Annotated in this window: 18 protein-coding genes, 1 tRNA gene and 1 pseudogene; 5 read left to right on the top strand and 15 right to left on the bottom strand. The window is 58.9% G+C overall.

The window, feature by feature from the left end; all coding sequences use genetic code 11:
• Positions 1-192: 192 nt before the first annotated feature.
• On the top strand, positions 193-1,134 hold the full coding sequence (locus AC13DJ_RS04225; protein ID WP_482934015.1) for an AEC family transporter: 942 nt from the start codon (positions 193-195) through the stop codon (positions 1,132-1,134).
• A 248-nt stretch (positions 1,135-1,382) separates the two neighbouring features.
• Here AC13DJ_RS04225 and AC13DJ_RS04230 read toward each other — a convergent pair.
• Positions 1,383-1,473: transfer RNA gene (locus AC13DJ_RS04230), tRNA-Ser, on the bottom strand.
• Positions 1,474-1,662: 189 nt separating this feature from the next.
• Between AC13DJ_RS04230 and AC13DJ_RS04235 the strand changes: the two genes are divergently transcribed.
• Entirely contained in the window at positions 1,663-2,193 is a 531-nt protein-coding gene (locus tag AC13DJ_RS04235; RefSeq protein ID WP_022989254.1) for an isochorismatase family protein, read from the top strand.
• 19 nt (positions 2,194-2,212) lie between these two features.
• Positions 2,213-2,875, top strand: a pseudogene (locus tag AC13DJ_RS04240) (cupin domain-containing protein).
• On the opposite strand, the gene AC13DJ_RS04245 reads toward AC13DJ_RS04240, so the two are convergent.
• The 3 genes from AC13DJ_RS04245 to AC13DJ_RS04255 all read right to left on the bottom strand — a co-directional run bounded on the left by AC13DJ_RS04245 (position 2,829) and on the right by AC13DJ_RS04255 (position 5,083).
• A complete protein-coding gene (locus AC13DJ_RS04245; RefSeq protein WP_482934013.1) occupies positions 2,829-3,590 on the bottom strand; it encodes an MFS transporter in 762 nt (253 codons plus the stop codon). The pseudogene AC13DJ_RS04240 and the gene AC13DJ_RS04245 sit on opposite strands and share 47 nt — an antisense overlap.
• Before the next feature lie 131 nt (positions 3,591-3,721).
• The gene (locus AC13DJ_RS04250) at positions 3,722-4,426 is read right to left on the bottom strand and encodes a cyclic di-GMP-binding domain-containing protein, MshE-related (RefSeq protein ID WP_482934012.1); all 705 of its coding nucleotides are present in this window, start codon (positions 4,424-4,426) and stop codon (positions 3,722-3,724) included.
• A gap of 75 nt (positions 4,427-4,501) precedes the next feature.
• Positions 4,502-5,083 carry a hypothetical protein gene (locus AC13DJ_RS04255; RefSeq protein ID WP_482934011.1) on the bottom strand — a complete coding sequence of 194 codons (582 nt, stop codon included), beginning with the start codon at positions 5,081-5,083 and terminating at the stop codon, positions 4,502-4,504.
• Positions 5,084-5,296: 213 nt separating this feature from the next.
• On the opposite strand from AC13DJ_RS04255, the gene AC13DJ_RS04260 reads away from it, so the two are divergent.
• Positions 5,297-5,905 carry a peptidylprolyl isomerase gene (locus AC13DJ_RS04260; RefSeq protein ID WP_482934010.1) on the top strand — a complete coding sequence of 203 codons (609 nt, stop codon included), beginning with the start codon at positions 5,297-5,299 and terminating at the stop codon, positions 5,903-5,905.
• Between the two features lie 4 nt (positions 5,906-5,909).
• The gene (gene mnmC, locus AC13DJ_RS04265; RefSeq protein WP_482934009.1) at positions 5,910-7,787 is read left to right on the top strand and encodes a bifunctional tRNA (5-methylaminomethyl-2-thiouridine)(34)-methyltransferase MnmC2/FAD-dependent 5-carboxymethylaminomethyl-2-thiouridine(34) oxidoreductase MnmC1; all 1,878 of its coding nucleotides are present in this window, start codon (positions 5,910-5,912) and stop codon (positions 7,785-7,787) included.
• A 59-nt stretch (positions 7,788-7,846) separates the two neighbouring features.
• Here mnmC and AC13DJ_RS04270 read toward each other — a convergent pair whose 3' ends face one another.
• From AC13DJ_RS04270 to sucC, 11 genes are all read right to left on the bottom strand, one after another.
• Positions 7,847-10,483, bottom strand: a complete 2,637-nt coding sequence (locus AC13DJ_RS04270; RefSeq protein ID WP_482934008.1) for a hypothetical protein — start codon at positions 10,481-10,483, stop codon at positions 7,847-7,849.
• A gap of 150 nt (positions 10,484-10,633) precedes the next feature.
• Positions 10,634-12,670 (bottom strand): NAD-dependent DNA ligase LigA, encoded by a 2,037-nt coding sequence (gene ligA / locus AC13DJ_RS04275; protein ID WP_482934007.1) that lies wholly within the window; start codon positions 12,668-12,670, stop codon positions 10,634-10,636.
• A 24-nt stretch (positions 12,671-12,694) separates the two neighbouring features.
• A complete protein-coding gene (gene zipA, locus AC13DJ_RS04280) occupies positions 12,695-13,687 on the bottom strand; it encodes a cell division protein ZipA (protein ID WP_482934006.1) in 993 nt (330 codons plus the stop codon).
• Between the two features lie 121 nt (positions 13,688-13,808).
• On the bottom strand, positions 13,809-17,303 hold the full coding sequence (gene smc, locus AC13DJ_RS04285; protein WP_482934005.1) for a chromosome segregation protein SMC: 3,495 nt from the start codon (positions 17,301-17,303) through the stop codon (positions 13,809-13,811).
• A 1-nt stretch (position 17,304) separates the two neighbouring features.
• A complete protein-coding gene (locus AC13DJ_RS04290; RefSeq protein WP_058340556.1) occupies positions 17,305-17,985 on the bottom strand; it encodes a GntR family transcriptional regulator in 681 nt (226 codons plus the stop codon).
• A gap of 127 nt (positions 17,986-18,112) precedes the next feature.
• The gene (rluB, locus tag AC13DJ_RS04295; protein WP_058340555.1) at positions 18,113-19,075 is read right to left on the bottom strand and encodes a 23S rRNA pseudouridine(2605) synthase RluB; all 963 of its coding nucleotides are present in this window, start codon (positions 19,073-19,075) and stop codon (positions 18,113-18,115) included.
• Between the two features lie 37 nt (positions 19,076-19,112).
• Positions 19,113-19,724 (bottom strand): SMC-Scp complex subunit ScpB, encoded by a 612-nt coding sequence (scpB, locus tag AC13DJ_RS04300; RefSeq protein ID WP_482934004.1) that lies wholly within the window; start codon positions 19,722-19,724, stop codon positions 19,113-19,115.
• Between the two features lie 15 nt (positions 19,725-19,739).
• Positions 19,740-20,567, bottom strand: a complete 828-nt coding sequence (locus AC13DJ_RS04305; RefSeq protein WP_474539243.1) for a segregation and condensation protein A — start codon at positions 20,565-20,567, stop codon at positions 19,740-19,742.
• A gap of 36 nt (positions 20,568-20,603) precedes the next feature.
• Positions 20,604-21,818, bottom strand: coding sequence for a tryptophan--tRNA ligase (locus AC13DJ_RS04310; protein WP_094625072.1), 1,215 nt, complete (start codon positions 21,816-21,818; stop codon positions 20,604-20,606).
• Positions 21,819-22,020: 202 nt separating this feature from the next.
• Positions 22,021-22,893 (bottom strand): succinate--CoA ligase subunit alpha, encoded by an 873-nt coding sequence (gene sucD / locus AC13DJ_RS04315; RefSeq protein ID WP_058340552.1) that lies wholly within the window; start codon positions 22,891-22,893, stop codon positions 22,021-22,023.
• Complete coding sequence (gene sucC, locus AC13DJ_RS04320; protein WP_273132689.1) at positions 22,893-24,059, bottom strand: ADP-forming succinate--CoA ligase subunit beta; 1,167 nt, start codon at positions 24,057-24,059, stop codon at positions 22,893-22,895. The genes sucD and sucC overlap by 1 nt, the downstream gene beginning before the upstream one ends.
• Positions 24,060-24,132: the final 73 nt, after the last annotated feature.

The following is a 24,132-nucleotide window of genomic DNA, read 5'->3' on the forward strand; positions in this document are numbered from 1 at the left end:
GACTCCAGCTCCTTTCGTTCAGAGTCGCTCACTTCAAGGGGTCTAGCTATTCGCGCCATGGTTGTTTCTCCTGTCTCTACTTGTGAGATTATACAGGATCGGAGAATTATCTATGCGAATTTTTGTTAAGGGACACTAGCGGAGGCCTTTTTCGTTGTTTGTTCCAGAGGAGTACGTTGTCCCTTGAGTGGCCTGTTAGCAACCTTCGCCCACACCCTTGAAACCACCCTGCCGGTTTTTGCCATGGTCTTTATCGGCATCGGCCTGCGCCGGATTGGCTGGATAGACCAGAACTTTGTCAGCACCGCTTCCGCCTTGGTGTTCAAGGCCACGCTGCCAACCCTGGTGTTCCTCAGCATCATCCGGGCAGATCTGACGACGGCATTCAACGTCAAACTGCTGCTGTTCTACCTGGCGGCCACACTGGCCAGCTTCGGCGCTGTCTGGTTCTGGGCAATCCGGCGGGTGAGCAAAGATGACCGGGGCGTCTATGTGCAGGGTGCGTTCCGGGGTAATTGCGGGATTGTCGGCCTGGCCTTGGCGGCCAACCTTTATGGCGATTACGGCTTGTCTGCCGGCGGCATATTGCTGGGGCTGGTGATTATTTCCTATAACGTGCTGTCTGTCGTGGTATTGCTGGCGTATCAGCCGGGGAAAAGCATGAGCTTCTCGAACACCGTTAAAGACGTGGTTCGCAATCCGCTGATTATTGCCGTGGTTATCGCCATTCCCTTCGCCGCCTGGGAGGTCAGCCTTCCACAATGGGTGATGACCAGCGGCAATTACTTTGCCTCTCTCACCTTGCCATTGGCCCTGCTCTGCATTGGCGCCACCGTTTCCCTGAAAGCCATCAGAACAGACAGCGGCCCGGCGCTGGGAGCGTCGGTATGGAAAATGGTGAGTTTGCCGGCCCTGTGCACACTGGCGGCCTGGCTGGCGGGATTCGAAGGCCGGGAGCTGGGCCTGATGTTCCTGTTCTTCGCCAGCCCGGCGGCAGCGGCGAGTTTTGTCATGGTGAAGGCTTTGGGCGGGAACGACCGCATGGCGGCCAATATCATTGCACTGACCACCTTACTGGCCAGCGTAACGGTAACGGCAGGGGTCTTCATACTGCAGTCCACCGGGCTGGCGTAATGCCCTGCCCGGCGGCCGCAGCGATGAACAATGCAAGTTGGTGTTTTTTCATTCTGATTCTCCGGTTTTGGAAGATATTTCATTTCCTTGGCATGGAGAACAAGTTAGAAAATTCAGGGGGCGGGTGGCGATTTGACTAATGTCAGTTTTGTGGGGGTGTTTGGTGTGGCGTAGCGGTTAATGCTTACGGCTGTAGGGATTATTCCGCCCAATAAAAAACCCCGGCATTTCTGCCGGGGTTCTTTTATTGGCGGAGAGGGAGGGATTCGAACCCTCGATACGCTATTAACGTATACACACTTTCCAGGCGTGCGCCTTCAGCCACTCGGCCACCTCTCCAATAAACTGTTTCAAATCAGCTACGTTGTCGCTCATTTGAGGGCGCAAACTTTAATAGTTTTGCTGGCGTTTGGCAACCGCAATGAAGCGATTCCTTTAAAAAAATCCTGAAAATTCGTGTTGTCGGATTTCCGGCGACTAAATTGGCTATCCTTGTCATCAAACACCCACAATCTTCGGAGCCTCTTTATGTTAATGAAAGCCGAACAGTCCACCCTGCTTCTTGTCGATGTACAGGCCAGGCTGATGCCTGCAATCAGTCAGGGAATGGAGGTAGTTGACCGCTGCACCCTGCTTGCGACGATTGCGGGCTTGCTGGAGGTGCCGGTCATCGCCACGGAGCAGGTTCCGGACAAGCTGGGCCCGAACGTGGAAAGTGTTCGGGAGCTTTGCCACCACACCGTCAGCAAATACCATTTCGATGCCTGCCCGGACGGGCTGATTGATGCCCTGCCGGAGGGCCGCCAGCATATTGTCATCGGAGGCTGCGAAACCCACGTATGTATGCTGCAAACAGCCCTGAGCCTTCTGGATGCCGGTTACAAGGTCTGGGTGGTAGCGGATGCAACCGGCTCCCGGAATGATTTCGACCGGGACGTAGCGCTGGACCGCCTGCACCAGAGTGGCGCCCGGATTGTTACCACAGAGATGGTAGCGTTCGAGTGGATGGTAGACTGCCGCCATCCGAGGTTCCGGGACGTTCAGGCACTAATCAAATAGCACTTATTCGAGGTTTTTCATGCTGAATATGGATTTCTCCCAGCGAGTGGTTGTTCATACCCGCGAACAGGAATGGCAACCCAGCCCGGCGGCGGGCGTGGAGCGCAAGCCGCTGGCACGGGAAGAGGCCGAACGGGGCCATGCCACCAGCATAGTTCGCTACAAACCCGGTTCTTCCTTCAAGCGGCATGAGCACCCACTGGGCGAGGAAATCCTGGTATTGGAGGGCGTATTCTCCGACGAGACCGGCCATTACCCGGCCGGCACCTACCTCCGGAACCCGCCCGGCACTGGCCACGCGCCCTTCAGCGAAGAAGGTTGCACCCTGTTGGTGAAGCTGCACCAGTTTGATCCGAAGGACACCGCAACCGTTCGTGTCGATACCAATTAGGCTGAATGGTTGCCGGGCATTGGCGGGCTGCAGGTAATGCCCCTGCACGATTTCGAGCATGAGCATGTGGCCCTGGTGAAATGGCCGGCCAATGAGGCCTTCCAGCCCCACCGGCACTTCGGTGGCGAGGAAATCCTGGTGCTGTCTGGCGAGTTCTGCGATGAACACGGCCGTTACCCGGAAGGCACCTGGATGCGCAGCCCGCACCTGAGCCAGCATCACCCGTTCGTAGACCAGGAAACCGTTATCTGGTTGAAGACCGGCCACCTACCCCTGCCGGCTGGCGCCTGAGCAGCCAGGCTGCCATCAACAAAGCGTGCAGCACCAGCAGCGGCACGGCAACCATTAACAGCGAAGCCCAGCCCAAGGCTGTCAGCACGGCTCCGGCACTCAGCGCCGCCGTGGCCTGGGCGCTGAATACCATGATGTCATTGAGGCCCTGTACCCGGAATCGCTCTGAATCCCGATAGCCCTGAGGCAACAGGGTGGTGCCGCCAACAAACAGGAAGTTCCAGCCCACCCCGAGCAGGATCAGGGCCCATAAATAATGGTGGAAGCTGATGCCTGCCGCGGCCAACAGAATACACCCCAGATAGGCCAGCAAGCCGACAGTCATCATCAAGGGGATGCCCACCACCCGGATCAGCCATCCGGAGATAAGAGACGGCAGGTACATGGCCATGATGTGCAGCTGGATTACCCGCTTGGCGTCGTCAAAATCGTGCCCGGCCATTTCCGTCATACTCAGGGGCGTTGCAGTCATGATAAAGCTCATCACCGCATAACCAATGGCTGCACCACTGATGGCGGTCCAGACCAAGGGATTGGCGAGAATCTCACGCATGGGGCGACCACCACCCACGACAGTCTCGGCCACCCGTTCCCCGGAAGGCCGATAACCGACCGCCACCACAACCAGGGTACCGGCAAGGTGGCCAGTTCCGGTGCCGGCGCCAGCAGCCGCCCCTGAATACTTCCGATAAATACGATAAAAGGAGCCGTGCACATGGCCAGCGCCTGAGCCGCTACCAGCACCCATACATTCAAAGGCATGAAACTGTCCCGTCAGAAATGCGAAAACGGCACTCTATCACTAAATGACAGGCTGGCAAGTGCTGCTCAAAGCCGCAATGACGGCTAATGCAGGTGAATCGTCATCCGGGAATCCGGATGGAAACGGATATCCTGAATGCTGATATTGCCAATAGGCGGTGTCTGACTGTTGGTGACACGAATATTGTCGAGACGAACTTCCTCGATGCGCTCCGGCAGCAGCAACTGAAGTGCACCGTCATCGGGGATACGGTATTGGGGTTCGCCTTCCCGGTAATGGACGCCGGAAATACTGAGGTCCGAATCGACGAAGCTCAACACCGGAGAGAATATGTGGGAGGCCAGTTTCAGGGTGTTAACCGGGTCCCGGGCGGTTTCCGGATCAGCGACGGTTTCAATACGCTCCAGAAGCCCAATCTCGCTCCCGGCAGTTACGCTGGCCATATCCTCTTCGGTCATGGGCGCAAAGCCACCATACATCTCACCCGCCACCACCGGAGCGAGGGCGGCATTGGAGTTGCCTGAGGCAAAGGTGACCAAGGGCTGGAAAGGGACGGTGACCATGGCCACCAGTGCGGCGGCGTTGCGGTAACGGGCCTGGTGTTTTAGAACCCGGTGCAGTTCCCGCTCGGTAAGCCAACCGGCTTCTACGAGCACCTCACCCAGGCGTTGGCCGGTGTCATGCTGAATTTTCAGGCCGGCTTCCAGCTGGCCTTCCGAGATATAACCCCGGTTGATCAGCAACCGGCCAAGCCGGGACTTTTCCTCAAACCCTTTATGTACTTTCACTGGCAAACGCTCCCGCTGGTACAGTTGCAACCGTACAACCCGGCCCGGCACGAACGAACCGCACCCGGCTGAGCATTATTCTCCCTGGATGCGGATTCTGGAATCCCGGTGAAAGCTTAGATCATAGAGGTTGATATCGCCTAGTGGCGGGCCGTCTCCGCCGCCTACGTTAAGATTTTCGATGGCGACCAGGTCCACGGTTTCCGGGAAGGCAACATGGATTGCGCCATCGCTGCCCAGCGTGACGACCTCTTCGCCCGGCCGGTATTTAATGCCGACAATCTTGAAGTCCATGTCCAGCAAATCGGGCAGCGACGCCAGCAGGTCTTCAAGGACATTGGCCACATCTGCACCGGCAGTGCCCAAGTCCGCAAGGCTGTCTCCGCTAACCTCACCGGATGGCGCATTCACACGGGTGACATAATCCGGGCTCTCAAGGTGGGCCGGCTGGGTGCCACCACCCGCTCGCAGCAACTCCTGCAAACGCACACTGCCGTGAGCGGAAACCGCAGACATACCGGCTTCTGATACCGGCAGAAACGCCGGTGTGTAGCTCCAGTTTTGCTGCTCGGAAGCCAAGGCCATTGGCGCGGAACCGGCAAAGACGGCGAAGGCAGACGCCACCGCACCAGCCTGCGTTAATAAACGGAATCTCACCAGACTTCTCCTGTATTCAAAGTGATTACCGTACAACCCGAATCGGCAACATGACTTTCAAATCGACACATTTGAAGGATAACCCAGCTTATTCAACTGTCTACCATCGTGGGCATTCAATGGTTAAGTATCTGTTAGAATTGTGCACAGGTTACGATTTCAGACATTATGTCAGCCAAGCGATCCATTCCTGAAACCGCGAGTACTGTTGAAATGACAAATACCGTAAAAAGCCTGTTTAATGTGAAGCCCGTCCTGTTTGCCCTCGCACTGCCCCTGATGGCTGCCGCTCCGGTGCAGGCCGAAGAGCCTGTAAACGAGCGTCCGGAAGTGCGGTTTGAAACCTCTCACGGTGTTTTTTCCCTGGAACTGCGCCCGGATGTCGCCCCGAAAACGGTCGAAAACTTTCTGGGCTATGTCGATAAAGGCTTCTACAACGGCACGATTTTCCACCGCGTAATCGCCGATTTCATGATTCAGGGCGGCGGATTTACTGAAGACATGTCCCGCAAGTCCACCGAAGAGGCCATTGTTAACGAGGCCTCCGCCGAGTTGCCTAACGAGCGCGGCACCATTGCCATGGCCCGCACCAGCGCACCGGATTCCGCCACCTCCCAGTTCTTCATCAACCTGGTCGACAACCCCTACCTGAACAAGGGCGCCAACGGTGCCGGATATGCGGTATTTGGCAAAGTAACAGAAGGCATGGATGTGGTGGACGCCATTGCTGGCGTTAAAACGGCCCGCGTTCGCGGCATGGCCGATGTGCCCGTTCGCTCTGTGATCATCGAGCAGGTAACCCGGGCTGCTGCCGAAGACTGACTCTATGACCAACCCTGTTCTGCCGCCGGCCATGGAGCCGGCGGATCTTGTCTGGCGCGATGGTGTGCCGGAATCTGCCCGCTTTGGTGATGTGTACTTCAGTCGCGACAACGGGCTGGAAGAAAGCCGCTATGTATTCATCGGCCGCAACCGGCTCCGGGAGCGCTTTGCTGAGCTGGCCGATAACCGTCATTTTGTGGTTGCGGAAACCGGCTTTGGTACCGGTCTGAACTTCCTGGCCGCCTGGGCCGAGTGGCTCAACTGCCGGCCGAAAGATGATTCTGCCATTCTGCACTTTGTGTCTGTGGAGCGGTTTCCCCTGACCCGGAGTGATCTGGAAAAAGCCCTGTCTTTCTGGCCGGAGCTTGCCCCCCAGGCTGCCGAACTCATCGCCCATTACCCACCACTGATTCGAGGTACTCACCGGCTGGTACTGGCGGGCGGGCGAATCCGGCTGACGCTGTATTTCGGTGATGTTCTGGACGCCTGGCGAGACCTCTCCTTCCAGGCGGATGCCTGGTTCCTGGACGGCTTTGCCCCGTCGCTGAATCCGGAGATGTGGCTGGAAGACGCCATTGGCCAGATTCGCCGCCACAGCAAACCCGGCACCACGCTGGCCACCTTCACCTCTGTGGGTCGGGTACGCCGGGCACTGATCGATGCCGGGTTTACCATGCAAAAGGTACCGGGCTTCGGTCGCAAGCGGGAAATGCTCACCGGCCAGCTTGAGGTTTCCGTGGCCGCCTCCGGTGCATCAAACCGGTTACCGGTGGCGATCATCGGTGCCGGAATTGCCGGCACCACCCTCGCCCGCAACCTTGCGGAACGGGGGGTTCCCGTTGTGCTGATTGACCGGGCCGATCAGCCCGGCGCCGGTGCCTCCGGTAATGCCCAAGGCGCGCTCTATGTGAAACTGGGCGTGGAATACAATGCCCAGACCGAACTGGCCGCAACCGCGTTGAGTTTCAGCCAGCGCTATTACCGGCGCTGGGCCGGACAGTTCTGGCACCCCACTGGCCTGCTGCAGCTGGCCTCCAACGAGCAGGAGCAGCATCGTCAGCAGAAATTCCTTGAACGCTGCCAGTACCCGGTCGAACTGCTGGAACCGGTGGATGAAGAGCTTGGTTCGAAGCGCGCCGGCCTTAAGGTAACGGCCAGCGGCCTGTGGTTTCCCGGTTCCGGCTGGCTTGAGCCGGCAAAGGCCTGCGCTGCCCTTGCCGATCACCCGGGAATCCAACGGGTATTTGGTTTCAATGTACGCACGGTGAGGTCTGACGGCAAAGGCTGGACGATTGACAGTCAGGATGGCCAGCGGCTGAGCGCAGCGAGGCTGGTGATTGCAGGCGGTCACGAGTCCGCCAGCCTGAACCCGGCCAACGGTAAACTGAGGCTGAAGCCCATCCGGGGACAGGTCACCTGCTTGCCCGCAGAAAAATACAACCTGCCAGGGGCGGTCATCTGTGGAACCAAGTACCTGAACCCGGCCATGAGTGGAATCGCAGTAACCGGTGCGACCTTTGACCTGAGAGACAATAACCCGGACGCTACACTGGAAAGCCACCAGGAAAATATCGAGCAACTGGCAGAGCTGCTGCCTGCCGTCATGGGCGACCATGGGCCTGATGCCAGCGAGCTTGCAGGTCGGGTTTCTTTCCGTTGCGCCAGCCATGATTATCAGCCGGTGGCGGACGAACTCAAGGGTGAAAACGGGCAGGAAGTGCCGGGCGCCTACCTGCTGACCGGATACGGCAGCAAGGGCCTGACCTGGGCACCACTCATGGCAGAGTACCTGGCGGACCGAATAACCGGACAGCCATTGAGCTTGCCGGAGCCGCTGATCCGCCGGGTGGAAAGCTCGAGGTTATACCCCAAGCCGGACTGACTGGCGGCTCAGGGTAACCTCGACACCCTTTATGGCTCATCAGGTCATGGATCATTAGCTCATGGATTATCAGCCGGAGCTGTCAGCAACCGCCCTTCCGGGCTGAACAGAAGAACCTGGTGTCCGGCATCGGAGTTCACCAGGGCCACGATCTCATCATCCCGGTAGTTGCCGAGGCCCAGGAACTGCACACCCGGCTCCGCCAGTGCTTTTTGCCAGCTCTGATAAAGCTCCGGATCCTTCTGGGTGGTCACCCGTGCCAACAGGCCCTGGCCACCATCCAGCGTTCCGGCAGCAATCACATCACTTGCCAGTGCTACGCCCTTGTCCAGGGAGTTCACAGCGGCGTCTGCAACGGAGGCAAGGGTGAAGGCAGCCTTGGGCACACCGGTGCTGGTAAAGCCCAGCACAAACCCGGCCGTTGCACCTGTTGTACGCTCCAGCTCGTTATCGCCCTCTTCCACTTCAACCAGACTGTAGCTCCAGGGGCCGTCACCGATCAGCCATGCGGTACTGTTTGCATACAAGCCGTGGCGGAGTTGTTCCGAGGCATCACCACCAATACCGTATACCGCGCCGTCTGCCGTGCCCGAATAGAAGAACGGACCCACAGCACCGTTGCCATCAACCACGCCGGGCGCATAGCCAAACAGCATAGGAGTTGAGAACTCGGTGCTGGCGCCGGCTACCCTGTCATTGCCGGTTGAGCCTTCCTGGTGGACTTCCTTAAGCTTGAGTTCCTCACCGATGGTTTCAACCACTGCCAGGAAGGTGTCGATGCCACCGGAATTGCTCTGTCCACCCCAGGCGCCGTCGGATTCACCGGCAACCACCAGGTCGCCATTGGTGCCCTGATAGCCCACTCGTTTGACGGCATCGTTACCGGAGGAGCCAAACGCCAGCCTGTATTTGTCGAATACCGGTCCGTAGGCACCGGTGTCCCCGTCTTTGCGGTATAACTCCACAACAGCCTGACCAGCGTCAGAATAAGCCACCACCAACTCTTCGTAGGTTGTACTGCGACCGTCAACCCGCTCGGTTCGCTTACCCAGGGCCAGGTACACCTCCGTGGCCGCTGCCGTTGCGCCGGCATTCAATTCAAGCGTGGAGCCCGACTGCGCGCCTTTCTGGTCGTAGATCCGCACCTGCAATACATCATCGGAGCCACGACCCGCCACATACAGTTCACCTTGCGAGCCAGTGGCCATGTCTGTGGGCACAAATCCATCCGTCCAGGTCAACGGCGTTATCTGTCGGTTAAAGCTCAGGGTCATCAGCTCGTCGCTCTCGCCCCGGGCAAAGTTCTCGAGGCCGGCCTGACCCTTAACATCAACAACCAGGATCGCGAGGCGGTCATGCAGGCTTTCGGCGGTGTCTGCGTAGTCCTTCGCGGTAATACTGAACTGCACCTCGTTCACGCCTGCCGGGAACACCAGTTCATTAGTCCCGGGCTCAGGATCCAGCGTAAGGCCCTGAAGAGTCTCGGGGGCCTGGACAATCACAAAATCTCCGGTTCCGACGGTAGAACACTGTTCGCTAACCGTCAGTTTTACATTTACCTGCCCTTCCCGCTCGCCAGTCAGGATGGCAGCGTAAACCTGCTCCTCGTTGTAACCCGCAGAGGTTACATCGGTCACCTCCGGGTCAACATTCAGCGTGTCCCTGGTGCCGCCGTTCAGGGTTCGCAGGGCAACCATCGGTTCGTTATCGGCAATGGCCAGGTTGGTGCTGATACCGGCGTTATTATTGCCAAGAGACGCCAGGCCCTCGCGAACCTCCGTCAGGGCCAGTCGAGCCTGCTCGGTGGGTTCTGCCACCTTGTCATCAATCACTTCCAGCGGGATATAGCATTCACTGATACCGGGCTCCAGGGTAACGACACCCCGGTCGTAGAAGCCTTCGGGGCCTTCCTGATACGTTACGTAGGCCAGCTCATTGCCCTCTTCATCAACCGGGTGGTCCGAGCCGCTGCCAAGAGCCACAATGTCCTGCCCGACAATCGCGCGGCCCATATTGCTGTCGGCGGAATGGCATTCCCGGGAAATAGCTCCAACGGGATCTTCACAGGTGAAATCCGACTCCAGCTGGAAGGCAATGGAAACTCGGGTAACAGATGGCCGTTCAAGCCGGACTTTGGCATACACCCGGCGGGTTGGCTGGGCAGCCGTTTCGGAAACACTGTGGGCGCCTTCCGGCTCAAGCTCCGGCAATGCACAGTGTTCACCCCTGGGAGCACTGATCTCCGGTGATTCACCTTCGGTAAACTCCGGCGCCTCCACTGAAACCAGGTTGTGCTTCACTTCGATATCAAACGGCTGGAACCCGGCCATGCGACCATCAGTGGTCACGATATCGATATCTTCAGTTTTGCCAAGGTCGTCCAGGCCGCGCTCGCCGCCGGTCAGCCCCGGCACACCGCGCATGATGACGCCCTGCCGGGCCTTGTTGCTGGTATCTTCCAGGGCCAGCCAGGCCGGTGCATTGGTGAGGGAATAATCGAGGATGCCTTCGCCGCCGTAGGCACCCCAGTTGTAGTAGTACTCAACGCCGATGTATGCCGTGGTAGGCGGTGCGCCCAGCAATGTGGGGTCGTCCGGATCCTTTTCGGTTTTACAGCCGGCCGCGGCCAGGGCAACCAGAGCCAGGCCCGCAAGCCGGCCCGTCGAAAAAGTGCGGGAGAACAAATCGGCGCGCATGCAAAAATCCGTTTCAAGACGTTGTTGTTATGGCGGTGTCCGGTTGCGTACAGCCAACCGGTTTACACACCGTTACAGGTCAACGCCATGGTAGCCAATTTGTTCTCCGGGGGATCTGCGCGAGTTCTCAGATTCACCGGCCAGCGGCCTTCAGGCCTCTAAGCCGTGCTCCTTGAGCAGGGCCAGCAATCCATCTTCGTCCAGCACCGGCACACCCAGTTGCTCAGCTTTTGCGAGCTTGGAGCCGGCCGCTTCTCCCGCCACCACGCAAGCGGTCTTTTTCGAGACGCTGCCAGCTACCTTGGCACCCAGGCGCTCCAGCTTTTCCTTGGCCTGGTCACGGGTCATTTGCGACAAGGTGCCGGTGAGCACCCAGGTTTCACCCGCCAGCGGCTGTTCTTCAGCAGCTACTACTTGCTCTTCCTGCCAGGTAACACCGGCGTCTTTAAGCGCTTGCAGGGTTTCCTGGTTGTGGGGCTGGTCAAAGAAACTGCGGATATGGCCGGCCACGATCGGGCCGACATCCTGAACCAGCTGCAGGGCTTCCTCATCCGCCCCGGCAATAGCCTCCAGGGTTCCGAAATGGGACGCCAGGGACTTGGCCGTGGCCTCCCCCACTTCCCGGATGCCCAGCGCAAAAAGGAAGCGCCAGAGCACCGGGTTACGGGAACGGTCGATGGCCGCCACCAGGTTGCCCGCAGACTTGTCGCCCATACGCTCAAGGCTGGCCAGCTGGAATTTGGTCAGCCGGTACAGATCCGCCACCGTACTCACCATGCCTTCATCTACCAGCACTTCGATCAGCCGGTCGCCAAGACCTTCAATATCCATCGCCTTGCGGGACGCATAATGGCGGATGGCTTCTTTGCGCTGAGCCGGGCAATACAGGCCGCCGGAACAGCGTGCTACCGCCTCACCCTCAATCTGGACAATGTCGGAACCGCAAACCGGGCAATGCGCCGGCATTTCAACAGAAGGTGCGTTAGCCGGGCGTTTTTCCGGCACCACCTTCACCACCTGCGGAATAACATCGCCTGCCCGGCGAATGAACACGGTATCGCCGATGTGCACATCCAGACGGCGGATTTCATCCATGTTATGCAGGGTGGCGTTGGAAACCGTGACGCCGCCGACAAACACCGGTTTCAGGCGTGCAACCGGAGTAACAGCGCCAGTACGGCCCACCTGGAATTCGACGTCTTCAATGACCGTCAGCTCTTCCTGGGCCGGGAACTTGTGGGCAATGGCCCAGCGCGGTGCCCTGGAGACAAACCCGAGCTGTTGCTGGAGATCCAGGCGGTTCACCTTGAACACGATGCCGTCGATTTCATAGGGCAGGCTGTCACGCTTTTCCATCAGCTCGTTGTAGGCCTGCAAGCAGGCTTCCGCACCCTCGGCCTTGCGCATTTCCGGGTTGATCCGGAAACCCCAGTCGGCCACCAGCTGGAGGCTGTCCCAGTGGGTGCCGGGCAGCACGCTTTCGTCTGTTACTGCCATGCTGTAGGCGCAGAACTCCAGCGGGCGTTTGGCGGTGACGGTAGATTTCTTCTGGCGCAGACTGCCGGCGGCGGCATTACGCGGGTTAACAAAGGTCTTCTCGTCCTGCTCTGCCAGCCGCTGGTTCAGCTTCTCGAACCCGGCTTTGGGCATGTACACCTCGCCACGCACCTCTACCAGCTCCGGATAGCCGCTGCCCCGAAGCTTTAGCGGTACAGACGGAATTGTTCGGATGTTGGCGGTGATGTCTTCCCCGGTGTAGCCATCACCCCGGGTGGCAGCGCGGGTCAGCAGTCCGTTCTCGTAATGCAGGCTGACCGCAAGGCCATCGAGCTTGGGTTCGCAGACGTACTCAATGGAGTCTTCGGTGTTCAGGCGGTCGCGGATCCGGCGGTCGAAGTCCCGCAGTTCATCTTCGCTGAAGGCGTTGTCCAGCGACAGCATCGGCAGCCGGTGGGTCACTTCGGCGAAGCTGGTGTCGCGGGTGCTGCCTACCCTGCGGGTAGGCGAGTCGTCAGAAGCCAGCTCCGGATGTTCCCGCTCCAGTTGCTGAAGCTCCCGGAACAGCCGGTCGTATTCCGCATCGGGGATTCTGGGCTCGTCCAGAACGTAGTAGTAGTAATTGTGGTCTTCAAGATTGGCGCGTAGCTCAGCTACGCGCTGCTGGATTTCTGCAGAAGCTTTGGTCATCAGGTCGGGAGTCCTGGCTGGGTGTTAGGCCCGATGGGAGCGTTGTTTACGCTCGAATTCACGGATGCGCTGGCGGCAGTGCTCGATGGTTTGCGGTGTCATCACACTGCGGCGCTCGTCTTTCAGCTCGCCACCCATGTTGCGGACCACCGTCTGGGCAGTTTCCAGCATGAATTCGAATGCCTGCATGGCATTTGACGGCCCGGGCAGGCTCATGAAAAAGCTGATACCCGGCGTTTTCATCCCGGGCATGTCCTGCGGCCGGAATGTGCCCGGCTCTACCGCGTTAGCCACACTGAACTGCACCGGCGTGGTGGTATCGGAGCCTTCGTGGCGATGGTAGATATCCATGTCGCCGTGCTCCAGGCCACAGGCTTCAAACAGCTTTTTCAGGACCGGGCCCGAAAACTCCTCGCCACTGCGGGACAACACGTTGATGACCAGTACTTCCCGGGCTTCCGGGCGGTTGGCACCGGCCAGAGGCTGGTTACCACGGGGTTTCACAGGCTCCCTGCGGGCGGTATCTTCTTCGACCTCGGAGGTGACAACCGGAGGCTCCTGCTCCTTGACCGGCCGTGACGGCTGGCGCACTTCCGGTTGTGGCTCAGGGGCGGGTTCGGGCTCCGGCTCAACCATCGGCTCCGGCTCCGCAAACTCCCGGGGCTGTTCCGGCCGGGAGGGCACACGTGTCTGAACAGGTTCTTCGGGCTCATCATCAATGGCACCCCAGCCTGTTTCAGGTTCCACGTCATCGTCATAACCGTCCGGTTCGGAGGTGTCGCGGGTGACATAGCCCCGCTCTTCCAGGTTACCCCGGGAAACTATGCGGGCTCCGCCATTCGGCAGTTCCGGGTTGTAGTCGTCATCCAGCGGGGAATCTTTCAGGTCGTCAGCCCCCATTCCTGAAGAAATCGCCATGGATTCCTTGCGGGCTCGATGCATGCGACGGATACCGTCGACCACGATTACAATAATTACCAGGGTACCTATGGCGATTAACCATTCCCTAAGTGACATAAGCTGCTGTCCTGTTTGCAGTTCGGAACGTTGCTACTCTAAGAAAAGCCCGTAATGAATACAACGCACACCGGGCCCAGATGGCGTTATTGTCATGGTTGGCGGCTTTTTCGCCAACCCGTCAGGCTTCGGCCAGGGCCGCTGCCTCGTCTACGTCTACCGATACCAGTCGCGAACAGCCCGGTTCGTGCATGGTCACCCCCATCAACTGGTCAGCCAGCTCCATGGCGATCTTGTTATGGGTAATGTAGATGAACTGTACCTGTTTGGACATCTCTTTGACCATATTGGCGTACCGGCCAACGTTGGCATCATCCAGCGGGGCATCAACCTCATCCAGCATACAGAAAGGCGCCGGGTTGAGCTGGAAAATGGAAAATACCAGGGCAATGGCCGTCAGGGCCTTTTCACCACCGGACAACAGGTGAATGGTACTGTTCTTCTTGCCCGGGGGCCGGGCCATGATGGCGACGCCGGTTTCCAGGAGGTCTTCCCCGGTCAGCTCCAGGTAGGCATTACCTCCCCCGAACACTTTCGGGAACAATGCCTGCAAGCCACCGTTCACCTGGTCAAAGGTTTCCTTGAAACGCTGACGGGTTTCCCGGTCGATCTTGCGGATCGCATTATCCAGGGTTTCCAGCGCTTCCATCAGATCATTGTGCTGCTCATCCAGGTAGTTCTTGCGCTCACCCTGAACCTGGTACTCCTCGATGGCTGCCAGGTTGATGGCCCCGAGCCGCTGGATGCGATTGCCGATCTTTTCCAGCTCTTCGGCCCAGACTTTTTCCTCGGCGTCCTCTGGCAATTGCTCAAGTATTACCTGAAGTTTAACGTCTAACTCTCTGAGTTGTTCGATATAATTTCCAGAACGAATCTCCAGCGCCTGGGATTCCATCTTGAGCTTTTCGAGCTGCGCACGCACATCCTGCACCACGTGTTCGGTACGGCTGCGGCCCTGCTCCCGATCCCGCACTTCCCTGTCGATATCTTCCAGGGCATCCCGGGCGGCACCCAGCTTTTCTTCTTCCGCCAGCCGCCGCTCCAGCAGGCCTTCGAGCTGCATCTGCAGGTCTTCCACGGGCTCTTCGGCGGTTTCCCGGGCTTCCCGGAGCACGTCCAGCCGTTCTTCCAGGCGCTCCCTCTGGAGCTGCATCCGGTCAATGGTCTGTTTCAGGCCGTCACGCTGGCTTTGCAGGGTTTGCAGTTGCAGCTGAAGCTGGTGGGTGTGGTCACGATCGTGGCGGGCATCCTGGCGCAGGCGGTCAAGGTTCTCCCTGAGGCTATCCCGCTGTTCCAGCAGGCGTTCTTTTTCTTCATCGGAGTCTTCGCTGGAGGCCAGCGCAATATCCCATTCCTCCCGGGCTTCCAGCAGACTTTCCTGCTGGCCTTCCAGGCTCGCGGTCACTTCTTCAATATCGTCGCGAATGCGGGACAGCCGGGCATCAATCTGCTCTGCCCGGGCTTTCAGGCCGCTGGCGCGGGATGCCAGCGCTGCCAGATCGCGCTCGGTTTCGCTGATTCTGGCCTGGGCTTCTTCCCGGGCGGTCTCTGCCCGTTCGCCCTGCTCCTGCAAAAGTTCCAGTTGGTCAGTAGCGGCTTCAAGCTGTTCTTCGGCTTCCGCCAGCAAGGCTTCAAGCTCGGTGACCTTTTTCTGGCGCTCGATCACGCCCACCTGGCCGGCGTCGGAGTCCGGCATCAGTACCCAGTCCCGGGCAACCCAGATCCCTTCACGGGTAATCAGGCTGGCGGCCGGCGCCAGTTGCTCACGGCGCGCGAGTGCGTCAGCGGCAGATTCCGCCACATCAATGTTTGCCAGCATGGCATCCAGCGCCGGGACGCCAGATACCCTGGCGGCAAGCCCGGAGCTTTCCGGGCTGCCATTTCCATTTTCCGAAACGACCGCCAGGCCTCTGGGAGCCTGTTCCAGCGCGCCCGTCAGCTGATCAAAGCCGGGCAACGAAAGGCCCTGGGTGAACCGGCCTATTACCTGCTCAACCGCAAACTCCCAGCCGTCTTCGATCGCCAGGCGGGTCGCCAGCCGGGGCGCATCGGAAAGGCCGTTATCTGAAAGCCATTGTTGCAGCGCATCGTCCTGGCTGCCCATCTGTTCGTCCAGCAGGGATTGCTGGGACTCCAGGGAAGCCCGCAGGCTTTGCACCCGCTGGCGATGCTCCTGTACCTGCTGTTCGGCATCGCGGAGTTTCTGGCGGGCGTTATAAACGTCATCCTGCAGAGACTGAATACGCTCCTGCGCTTCTTCCCGCTGGAGCTCCAGGGTTTCCTGCTGTTCCAGCAGGTCTTCCAGCTCTGCCCGGTCCAGCTGGCCTTCCAGCAGTTCGTTTTCGTCGTGAAGTTTCTGTTTGCGGTTGCGCAGCTGCTCGATGGCGTCTTCCAGCGAACGGATGCGGGACTGGGCAAGTTCTGCCTGGCGGCGAGCGTCGGCGGATCGGGTACTGAATTCATCCCAGCGATGCTGCCAGTCGCTCATGGCATCCTCGGCCTGCTGGAGCTTCTCGCCGGATTCCTCGGCCCGGATGGCCAGGCTCTCCTGCTCGGGCTCCAGCATATCCAGTTCTTCCTGGATGCCCGCCAGCTTGTCTTCGTCCTGTTCCAGCTCCCGGGCCAGTTCCCGCTGGTTGGCCATGGCCTGGTCCAGCTCGGCAGCGGTCTGGCGGCTGCGTTCCCGTTGGTGTTCGATGCTCTGCTCAATACGGGCAATATCCGCGCCGGCTTCGTAGTAGCGGGCCTGGGCTCGGTTAAAGTGTTCGGTGCGTTCGTGGTGGGCTTCCCGCAGGGATTCCAGGGAGGTTTCCAGGTTCACCCGCTCGGTCAGGAGTTTTTCAAGCTCCAGCTCGGTATCGCGGATCTTGCCACGCGAGGTTTGCAGGTCGTTATCCAGGGCCTTCCAGCGCAGTACGGTAAGTTCCGCTTTTTTCTGGCGCTCTTCCTGCTTGTAGGTTTTGTACTTTTCCGCTGCAGCCGCCTGTCGCTCCAGGTGCTGCAATTGCCGGCCAAGCTCTTCCCGCAGGTCGGTCAGCCGGTCGAGGTTTTCCTGGGTACGCTTGATGCGGTTTTCGGTTTCCCGGCGGCGTTCCTTGTACTTGGAAATGCCGGCCGCTTCTTCGATGTAGACACGCAATTCCTCCGGCTTGGCTTCGATCAACCGGGAAATCATACCCTGTTCGATGATGGCGTAGCTTCGCGGCCCCAGGCCGGTGCCCAGAAACAGGTCTGTAATGTCTCGACGGCGGCACTTGGAGCCATTGAGAAAGTATTCGGACTGGCCTTCCCGGGATACCCGTCGTTTTACCGAAATTTCGTTGAATTTAACGAACTCGCCCGGCGCCTTACCTTCGGTGTTATCAAACACCAGTTCGATGGAAGCCTGCCCCACCGGCTTGCGGGCGCTGGAGCCGTTGAAGATAACGTCTGTCATGGATTCGCCCCGCAGGTACTTTGCGGAGCTCTCGCCCATTACCCAGCGAACGGCGTCAATGATGTTGGATTTGCCACAACCGTTCGGCCCCACTACCGCCGTCATATTCGACGGGAACGGTACGGTGGTTGGATCAACAAAGGATTTGAAACCGGCCAGTTTAATGGACTTGAGCCGCATGTCAGGCGTTCTCCTCCGTGAGAATGCTCAGTACCTGTTGGCGCTGGTGTTCACCGAAGTCCTGGATAACCTTCTGCAGGCGCTCGGCATCGCCGGCTACGGCCGCATCGGCCAGGTTTCGGAAGAAGGTACCGGTTTCGGCAATTTCACTGCGGAAATGATCCAGCGCTACGTAGTACGTCCGGCTAATGGCGGGCCGGAAGTTTTCCAGGGTTTCTTCCAGAAACGGGTTTTCAACCAGGCTGTATGCGTAGCGCATGACGCCAAAACCGGCCTCGATCACCCGTTCGGCAGCGTCTGGCGCCTGGGAGTTCAGGGCGTCGATCACCGCCTGCATCTCCCGTACCTGGCTCATGACGCCGCCAAGCTCGTCGCCGGACCAGCGTTCCAGTACCTTGCGCCCGAGCATGCATAGCAGGTCGATGTAGATGTCGTAGAGGGCATTCACAGAGGCCGGGGTCAGGTCAGACACCACGGCACCACGGCGCGGGTAGATTTCCACCAGGTGCCGGCGCTCGAGAATCAGCAGCGCCTCACGCACGGAGCCACGGCTGACGTTCAGCTCTCCGGCTACCTTCAGCTCCTGAATGCGCTCGCCGGGCTTGAGATCCCGGATAACGATTCTCTGGCCAATATGCTGGGCGATCTGTTCGGAAAGACTTTCCGGTGCCTGAAATCTCATAGACCTGATGCTCACCTCTGCCAACGCGGGACAATCAAACGCAGGAGTTTATCACAGGCTTTTGCCGGCCCCACCCCCTTGTCGGACATTTTGATTGCCGGCAGACAGGGGCGGGACCGTTGAGGGGTCAGCTACGGGGTTTACGTTGGGGACGGGCCGGGGCGGAATCAGAGACCTGCCAGCTGCCTTTGCGGGCACGCTGCAGCGATTTACCCGGGCTCTTGCGGCGTCTCCGATCGTGTTCAGCCTGTTCCCCGGGCGTTTTCTGGGGGATACTCACCGGTGCAAGGTCAACCGTGCGACTCAGGGTATCGACCGCTTTCTGGTCCAGCTCTTCCCACTTGCCCAGGGTCAGACGGCTGGGCAGGAAGATTGGCCCGTAACGGACACGCTTCAGGCGGCTTACCCGCACACCCTGGGATTCCCACAGGCGGCGCACTTCCCGGTTGCGGCCTTCCAGCAGGGTTACATGAAACCAGCGGTTCATGCCGCTGCCACCGGCGGGCGCGATATCGGAAAACTTGGCCATGCCGTCTTCCAGCAACACACCTTCCCGCAAGCGCTCCAGCATGGCGTCGTCTACTTCACCAAACACCCGTACCGCGTATTCACGGTCAATCTGGCGGGACGGATGCATGAGCCGGTTGGCCAGTTCGCCGTCGGTGGTGAACAGCACCAGTCCGGTGGTGTTGATATCCAGGCGACCAATGGAAATCCAGCGCTGATCTTTCAGCCGTGGCAGCCGGTCAAATACCGTCGGGCGGCCTTCCGGATCTTTACGGCTGGTCACTTCGCCTTCGGGCTTGTTGTAGATCAGCACCCGGCGAACCACCTGGGCGGCCGAGCTTACGTCCAGAACCTTGCCGTCCAGTTCGAAGGAGTCGTCAATGGTGGCTTTCTGCCCGGGCTGCGCCGGCTGGCCGTTGACCAGCAGGCGGCCGGACTCCATCCAGCCCTCGATTTCCCGGCGTGATCCGGCACCGGCACGGGCCAGGAGTTTCTGAATGCGCTCCGGGCCTTCACTCAGGGCCTGGTCGCCGCGTGCCGGTTTCTTTGCTGCGCCTGGTTTTCCGGGGCTAGATGCCGCCATGTATTACATCCTTACTGAATAGCTGATGCCGGTGGCATCAGTGAAGTGTCTGGTCGGGCGCATCGAGTTCGATTTCGCCCTGCATATTGCGTTCTATCTCCCGACCGATCTCTTCGAGATCCCGCACTTCCGACAACGGAGGCAACTCATCGAGCCCGGTCAGGTTGAAATAATCAAGAAATTGTCGGGTGGTGGCATACATGGCCGGCCTGCCCGGCACATCGCGATGGCCCACTACCCGCACCCACTCTCGCTCAAGCAGGGTGCGAATGATATTGCTGCTTACCGTAACGCCACGGATTTCTTCAATCTCGCCCCGGGTAATCGGTTGCCGGTAGGCAATCAGTGCCAGGGTTTCCAGCAACGCCCGGGAATAACGCTGCGGCTTTTCCTCGAACAGCCGGCCAACCCAGGGCGCGAACTCTTCCCTCACCTGCAACCGGTAACCGCTGGCAACTTTCTTCAGCTCGAAACCGCGGCCTTCACAGGACTGCTCCAGCAGCACCAGCACGTGCTCCATAACCTGCCGGGCCGGGCGATCGCCTTCGTCGAACAACTCCCGGAGCTGATCCAGCGACAGGGGCTTTCCGGCGGCCAGCAAGGCGGCCTCGGTGATACAACGAATGCGGTCCAACTGGTCTTCGTTCATGGCTCTGGATATCCCTTAGCTGGCAGCACGGGCGCGCACGTGAATGGACCCGAGAACCTCTGCCTGCACAATTTCAATCAGCTGTTCCTTGACCAGTTCCAGCGTTGCCAGAAAGGTTACCACCACACCAAGCCGGCCTTCTTCGATGGTGAACAGGCTTTCGAAGGTCACGAACCGGTCTCCCTGAAGGCTGGCCAGGATATGGGACATGCGTTCCCGGGTAGACAGCCGTTCCCTCTCCACATGGTGGCTGGTAAACAGGTCGGCCCGTTGCAGCACACCACGCAGTGCCAGCAGAAGCTCCCTCATATCGACATCCGGGTGCGGCTGAGACGACGGCAGCTTCGGCAGTGCGGCAGAACCGGCAAAGGTGTCCCGCTCCATGCGGGGCATTTCGTCGATATCTTCTGCCGCCTGCTTGAACCGCTCGTATTGCTGCAGCCGGCGGATCAGTTCTGCCCTCGGATCGATATCATCCTCATCGTCAGTTTCCTGGCGAGGCAGCAACATCCGGGACTTGATCTCCGCCAGGGTGGCGGCCATCACCAGGTACTCCGCCGCCAGTTCGAAGCGCATGGCTTCCACGGCACCGATGTAATCCATGTACTGCCGGGTGATTTCGCTGACGTCGATATCCAGAATATTCATGTTCTGGCGGCGAATCAGGTACAACAGTAAATCCAGGGGCCCCTCAAAGGCCTCCAGGAAAACTGCCAGTGCATCCGGTGGAATGTAGAGACCTTTCGGCAGGTCGACCAGGGGCTTGCCAGACACCCGTGCAAGGGGTTCCTGCACCGGGGTATCCGCCGGGGCGTCAGCTAATTCCGTGCTTTCGTCCGTCATACCTTTTCACCTCTGGTCGGGGTTGCCCGGCCTGGCTCAGCGGTAACTGAGCCCCATGGCCGCGCGGACTTCCTCAAGGGTATCGCGGGCCGCATCACGGGCCTGCTCACGCCCTTCTTCAAGGATGGAGCGAACCAGGTCCGGGTTGCCCTCATACTCCCTGGCCCGCTCGTGCAGCGGTTTCTGCTCTTCGATAATGGAATCGATCAGCGGTTTCTTACAATCCAGGCAGCCAATACCGGCACTGCGGCAGCCTTCCTGTACCCACTGGCAGGTCTTCTCGTCTGAGTACACCTTGTGCATGCCCCAAACCGGGCACTTCTCCGGTTCGCCAGGGTCGGTACGGCGCACCCGCTGCGGGTCGGTCTGCATGGTGCGAATTTTCTGCGCCACGCTGTCCGGCTCTTCCCGCAGGCCGATGTAGTTGTTGTAGGACTTGGACATCTTCTGTCCGTCCAGCCCCGGCATCTTGGATTCCGGGGTCAGCAGCGGCTGGGGCTCAGGCAGAATCACCTTGCCGCCGCCTTCGATGTAGCCATAAAGCCGCTCGCGATCGCCCAGGGAAATATTCTGCTGCTCTTTCAACAGTGCCCGGGCCGTTTCCAGGGCTTCCACATCGCCCTCTTCCTGGTAACGTTTCTTCAGGTTGCGGTAAAGCTTGGCGTTCTTCTTGCCCATCTTGACGATGGCCGCTTCCGAAAGCTCTTCGAAATTCGGCTCACGGCCATAGATATGGTTAAAGCGACGAGCGATTTCCCGGGTAATCTCCACATGGGAAACCTGGTCTGCGCCGACTGGCACTTTACCGGCACGATACATCAGGATATCCGCTGTCTGCAGCAGTGGGTAACCCAGAAAACCATAGGTGGCGAGATCCTTTTCCTTGAGCTTTTCCTGCTGGTCTTTGTAGGTTGGAATACGCTCGAGCCAGCCCAGCGGCGTGATCATCGACAACAGGAGGTGCAACTCAGCGTGTTCCGGCACCTGGGACTGAATGAACATGGTAGAGGAACCCGGGTTCACGCCGGCGGCCAGCCAGTCGATAACCATGTCCCAAACACTTTGCTCGATACCGGAGGTGTCGTCGTACTGGGTGGTCAAGGCATGCCAGTCTGCAACGAAGAAGAAGCACTCATACTCGTGCTGGAGCTTGACCCAGTTTTTCAGCACACCGTGGTAGTGGCCGAGGTGCAGCTTGCCGGTCGGACGCATGCCGGACAACACTCTTTGCTGGGAATCGACAGAACTCAAAGCACGAACTCCTTCTTTCTGTTTATAAAGTGCCCGTTTCGGCCAGAATACATACGGCTGCGGGAAGCGGGCTGACCGGGCATTATAGACGCAACACTGCCCTGCGTTAAGCAAAGCGAATCAAAAGCCTGGCCACATAACGCAAAACCCCCGGAATTCTCGCGAATCCGGGGGGTTTGTTAAAGGCTTGAAACCGGACTGATTACCAGCCAGTCACTTCCTTCAGGGCCTTGCCGATTTCGGCCAGGCTGCGCACGGTTTTAACGCCGGCGTCTTCCAGGGCGGCAAACTTCTCGTCTGCAGTACCCTTACCACCTGAGATGATGGCGCCCGCGTGGCCCATACGCTTGCCTGGAGGTGCAGTAACACCGGCAATGTAGGAAACCACGGGCTTGGTTACGTTCTCTTTGATGAACGCAGCCGCTTCTTCTTCGGCAGTACCACCGATCTCACCGATCATCACGATAGCTTCGGTTTCCGGATCTTCCTGCAGCAGGGCCAGGATATCGATGAAGTTGGAGCCAGGAATCGGGTCACCACCGATACCGATACAGGTAGACTGGCCAAAGCCGTAGTCAGTAGTCTGCTTCACGGCTTCGTAAGTCAGCGTGCCGGAGCGGGATACGATGCCAACCTTACCCTTCTTGTGGATATGGCCAGGCATGATGCCGATCTTGCACTCGTCCGGAGTGATTACACCCGGGCAGTTCGGACCAATCATGCGAACGCCGGCACGATCAACGTATTCCTTGGCGTACAGCATGTCGATGGTCGGGATGCCTTCAGTGATACATACGATCAGCTTGATGCCGGCATCGGCTGCTTCAATGATGGCGTCTTTACAGAACGGAGCCGGTACGTAGATAACGGTGGCTTCTGCACCGGTCTTTTCTACGGCGTCACGAACGGTGTTGAACACCGGCAGACCCAGGTGCTCGGTACCGCCCTTACCCGGGCTTACACCGCCAACCATCTTGGTGCCGTAGGCAATGGCTTGCTCAGAGTGGAAAGTACCCTGTGCGCCGGTAAAGCCCTGGCAGATAACCTTGGTGTCTTTGTTGATCAGGATGCTCATTATTTACCCCCTGCGGCTTTAACGACTTGCTCTGCGGCATCCGCCAGGCTGGTGGCGGCGATGATGTTCAGGCCACTTTCAGCCAGAACCTTGGCGCCCAGGTCAGCGTTGTTGCCTTCCAGACGAACCACAACCGGCACTTTAACGCCTACTTCTTTAACGGCACCGATGATGCCTTCAGCGATCATGTCGCAGCGAACGATACCACCGAAGATGTTAACCAGAACGGCTTGTACTGCGTCGTCAGACAGGATGATCTTGAACGCTTCGGTAACGCGCTCTTTGGTCGCGCCGCCACCTACGTCCAGGAAGTTGGCAGGCTGGCCGCCGGCAAGCTTGATGATGTCCATGGTACCCATGGCCAGGCCAGCACCGTTAACCATACAGCCGATGTTGCCTTCCAGGGCTACGTAGTTCAGTTCCCACTTGGCCGCTTCGGCTTCACGGGCGTCTTCCTGGGAAGGGTCGCGCATGTCGTGGATTTTCTTCTGACGGTACAGGGCGTTGCCGTCTACACCGATCTTGGCGTCCAGGCAGTGCAGGTCGCCAGCCGGAGTGATAACCAGCGGGTTGATCTCAACCAGAGCCAGGTCACACTCTTCAAACAGCTTGGCCAGGCCCAGGAAAATCTTGGTGAACTGACCGATCTGCTTGCCTTCCAGACCCAGTTTGAATGCCAGCTCGCGGCCCTGGTAAGGCTGAGCGCCTACCAGCGGATCGATTTCGGCTTTCAGGATCTTTTCAGGAGTTTCTTCGGCAACTTTCTCGATTTCCACGCCGCCTTCAGTAGAGGCCATGAAAACGATACGACGGGTGCCACGGTCAACAACCGCGCCCAGGTACAGCTCCTGGTCGATGTCGGTGAGGGATTCAACCAGAATCTTGCTGACCGGCTGGCCGTTTTCGTCAGTCTGGTAAGTTACCAGGTTTTTGCCCAGCCAGTTCTGTGCGAAGGCACGGATTTCTTCTTTGTCTTTAACCAGCTTTACACCGCCGGCCTTACCACGGCCACCAGCGTGAACCTGTGCTTTGACAACCCATGCGTCACCGCCAATTTCAGTGGCAGCGTCTACAGCTTCTTGAGGAGTATCGCAGGCGATGCCCTGGGATACCGGCAGGCCATATTCAGCGAAAAGCTGTTTGCCCTGATATTCGTGCAAATTCATAGTTAATGTCCCGTCTTTAGATGGATGATAACCACGTACGGAGAGTAACCGGCAGCGGGGCGCCAAAAGGCGC

This window comes from Marinobacter sp. L-46 (assembly GCF_056859535.1).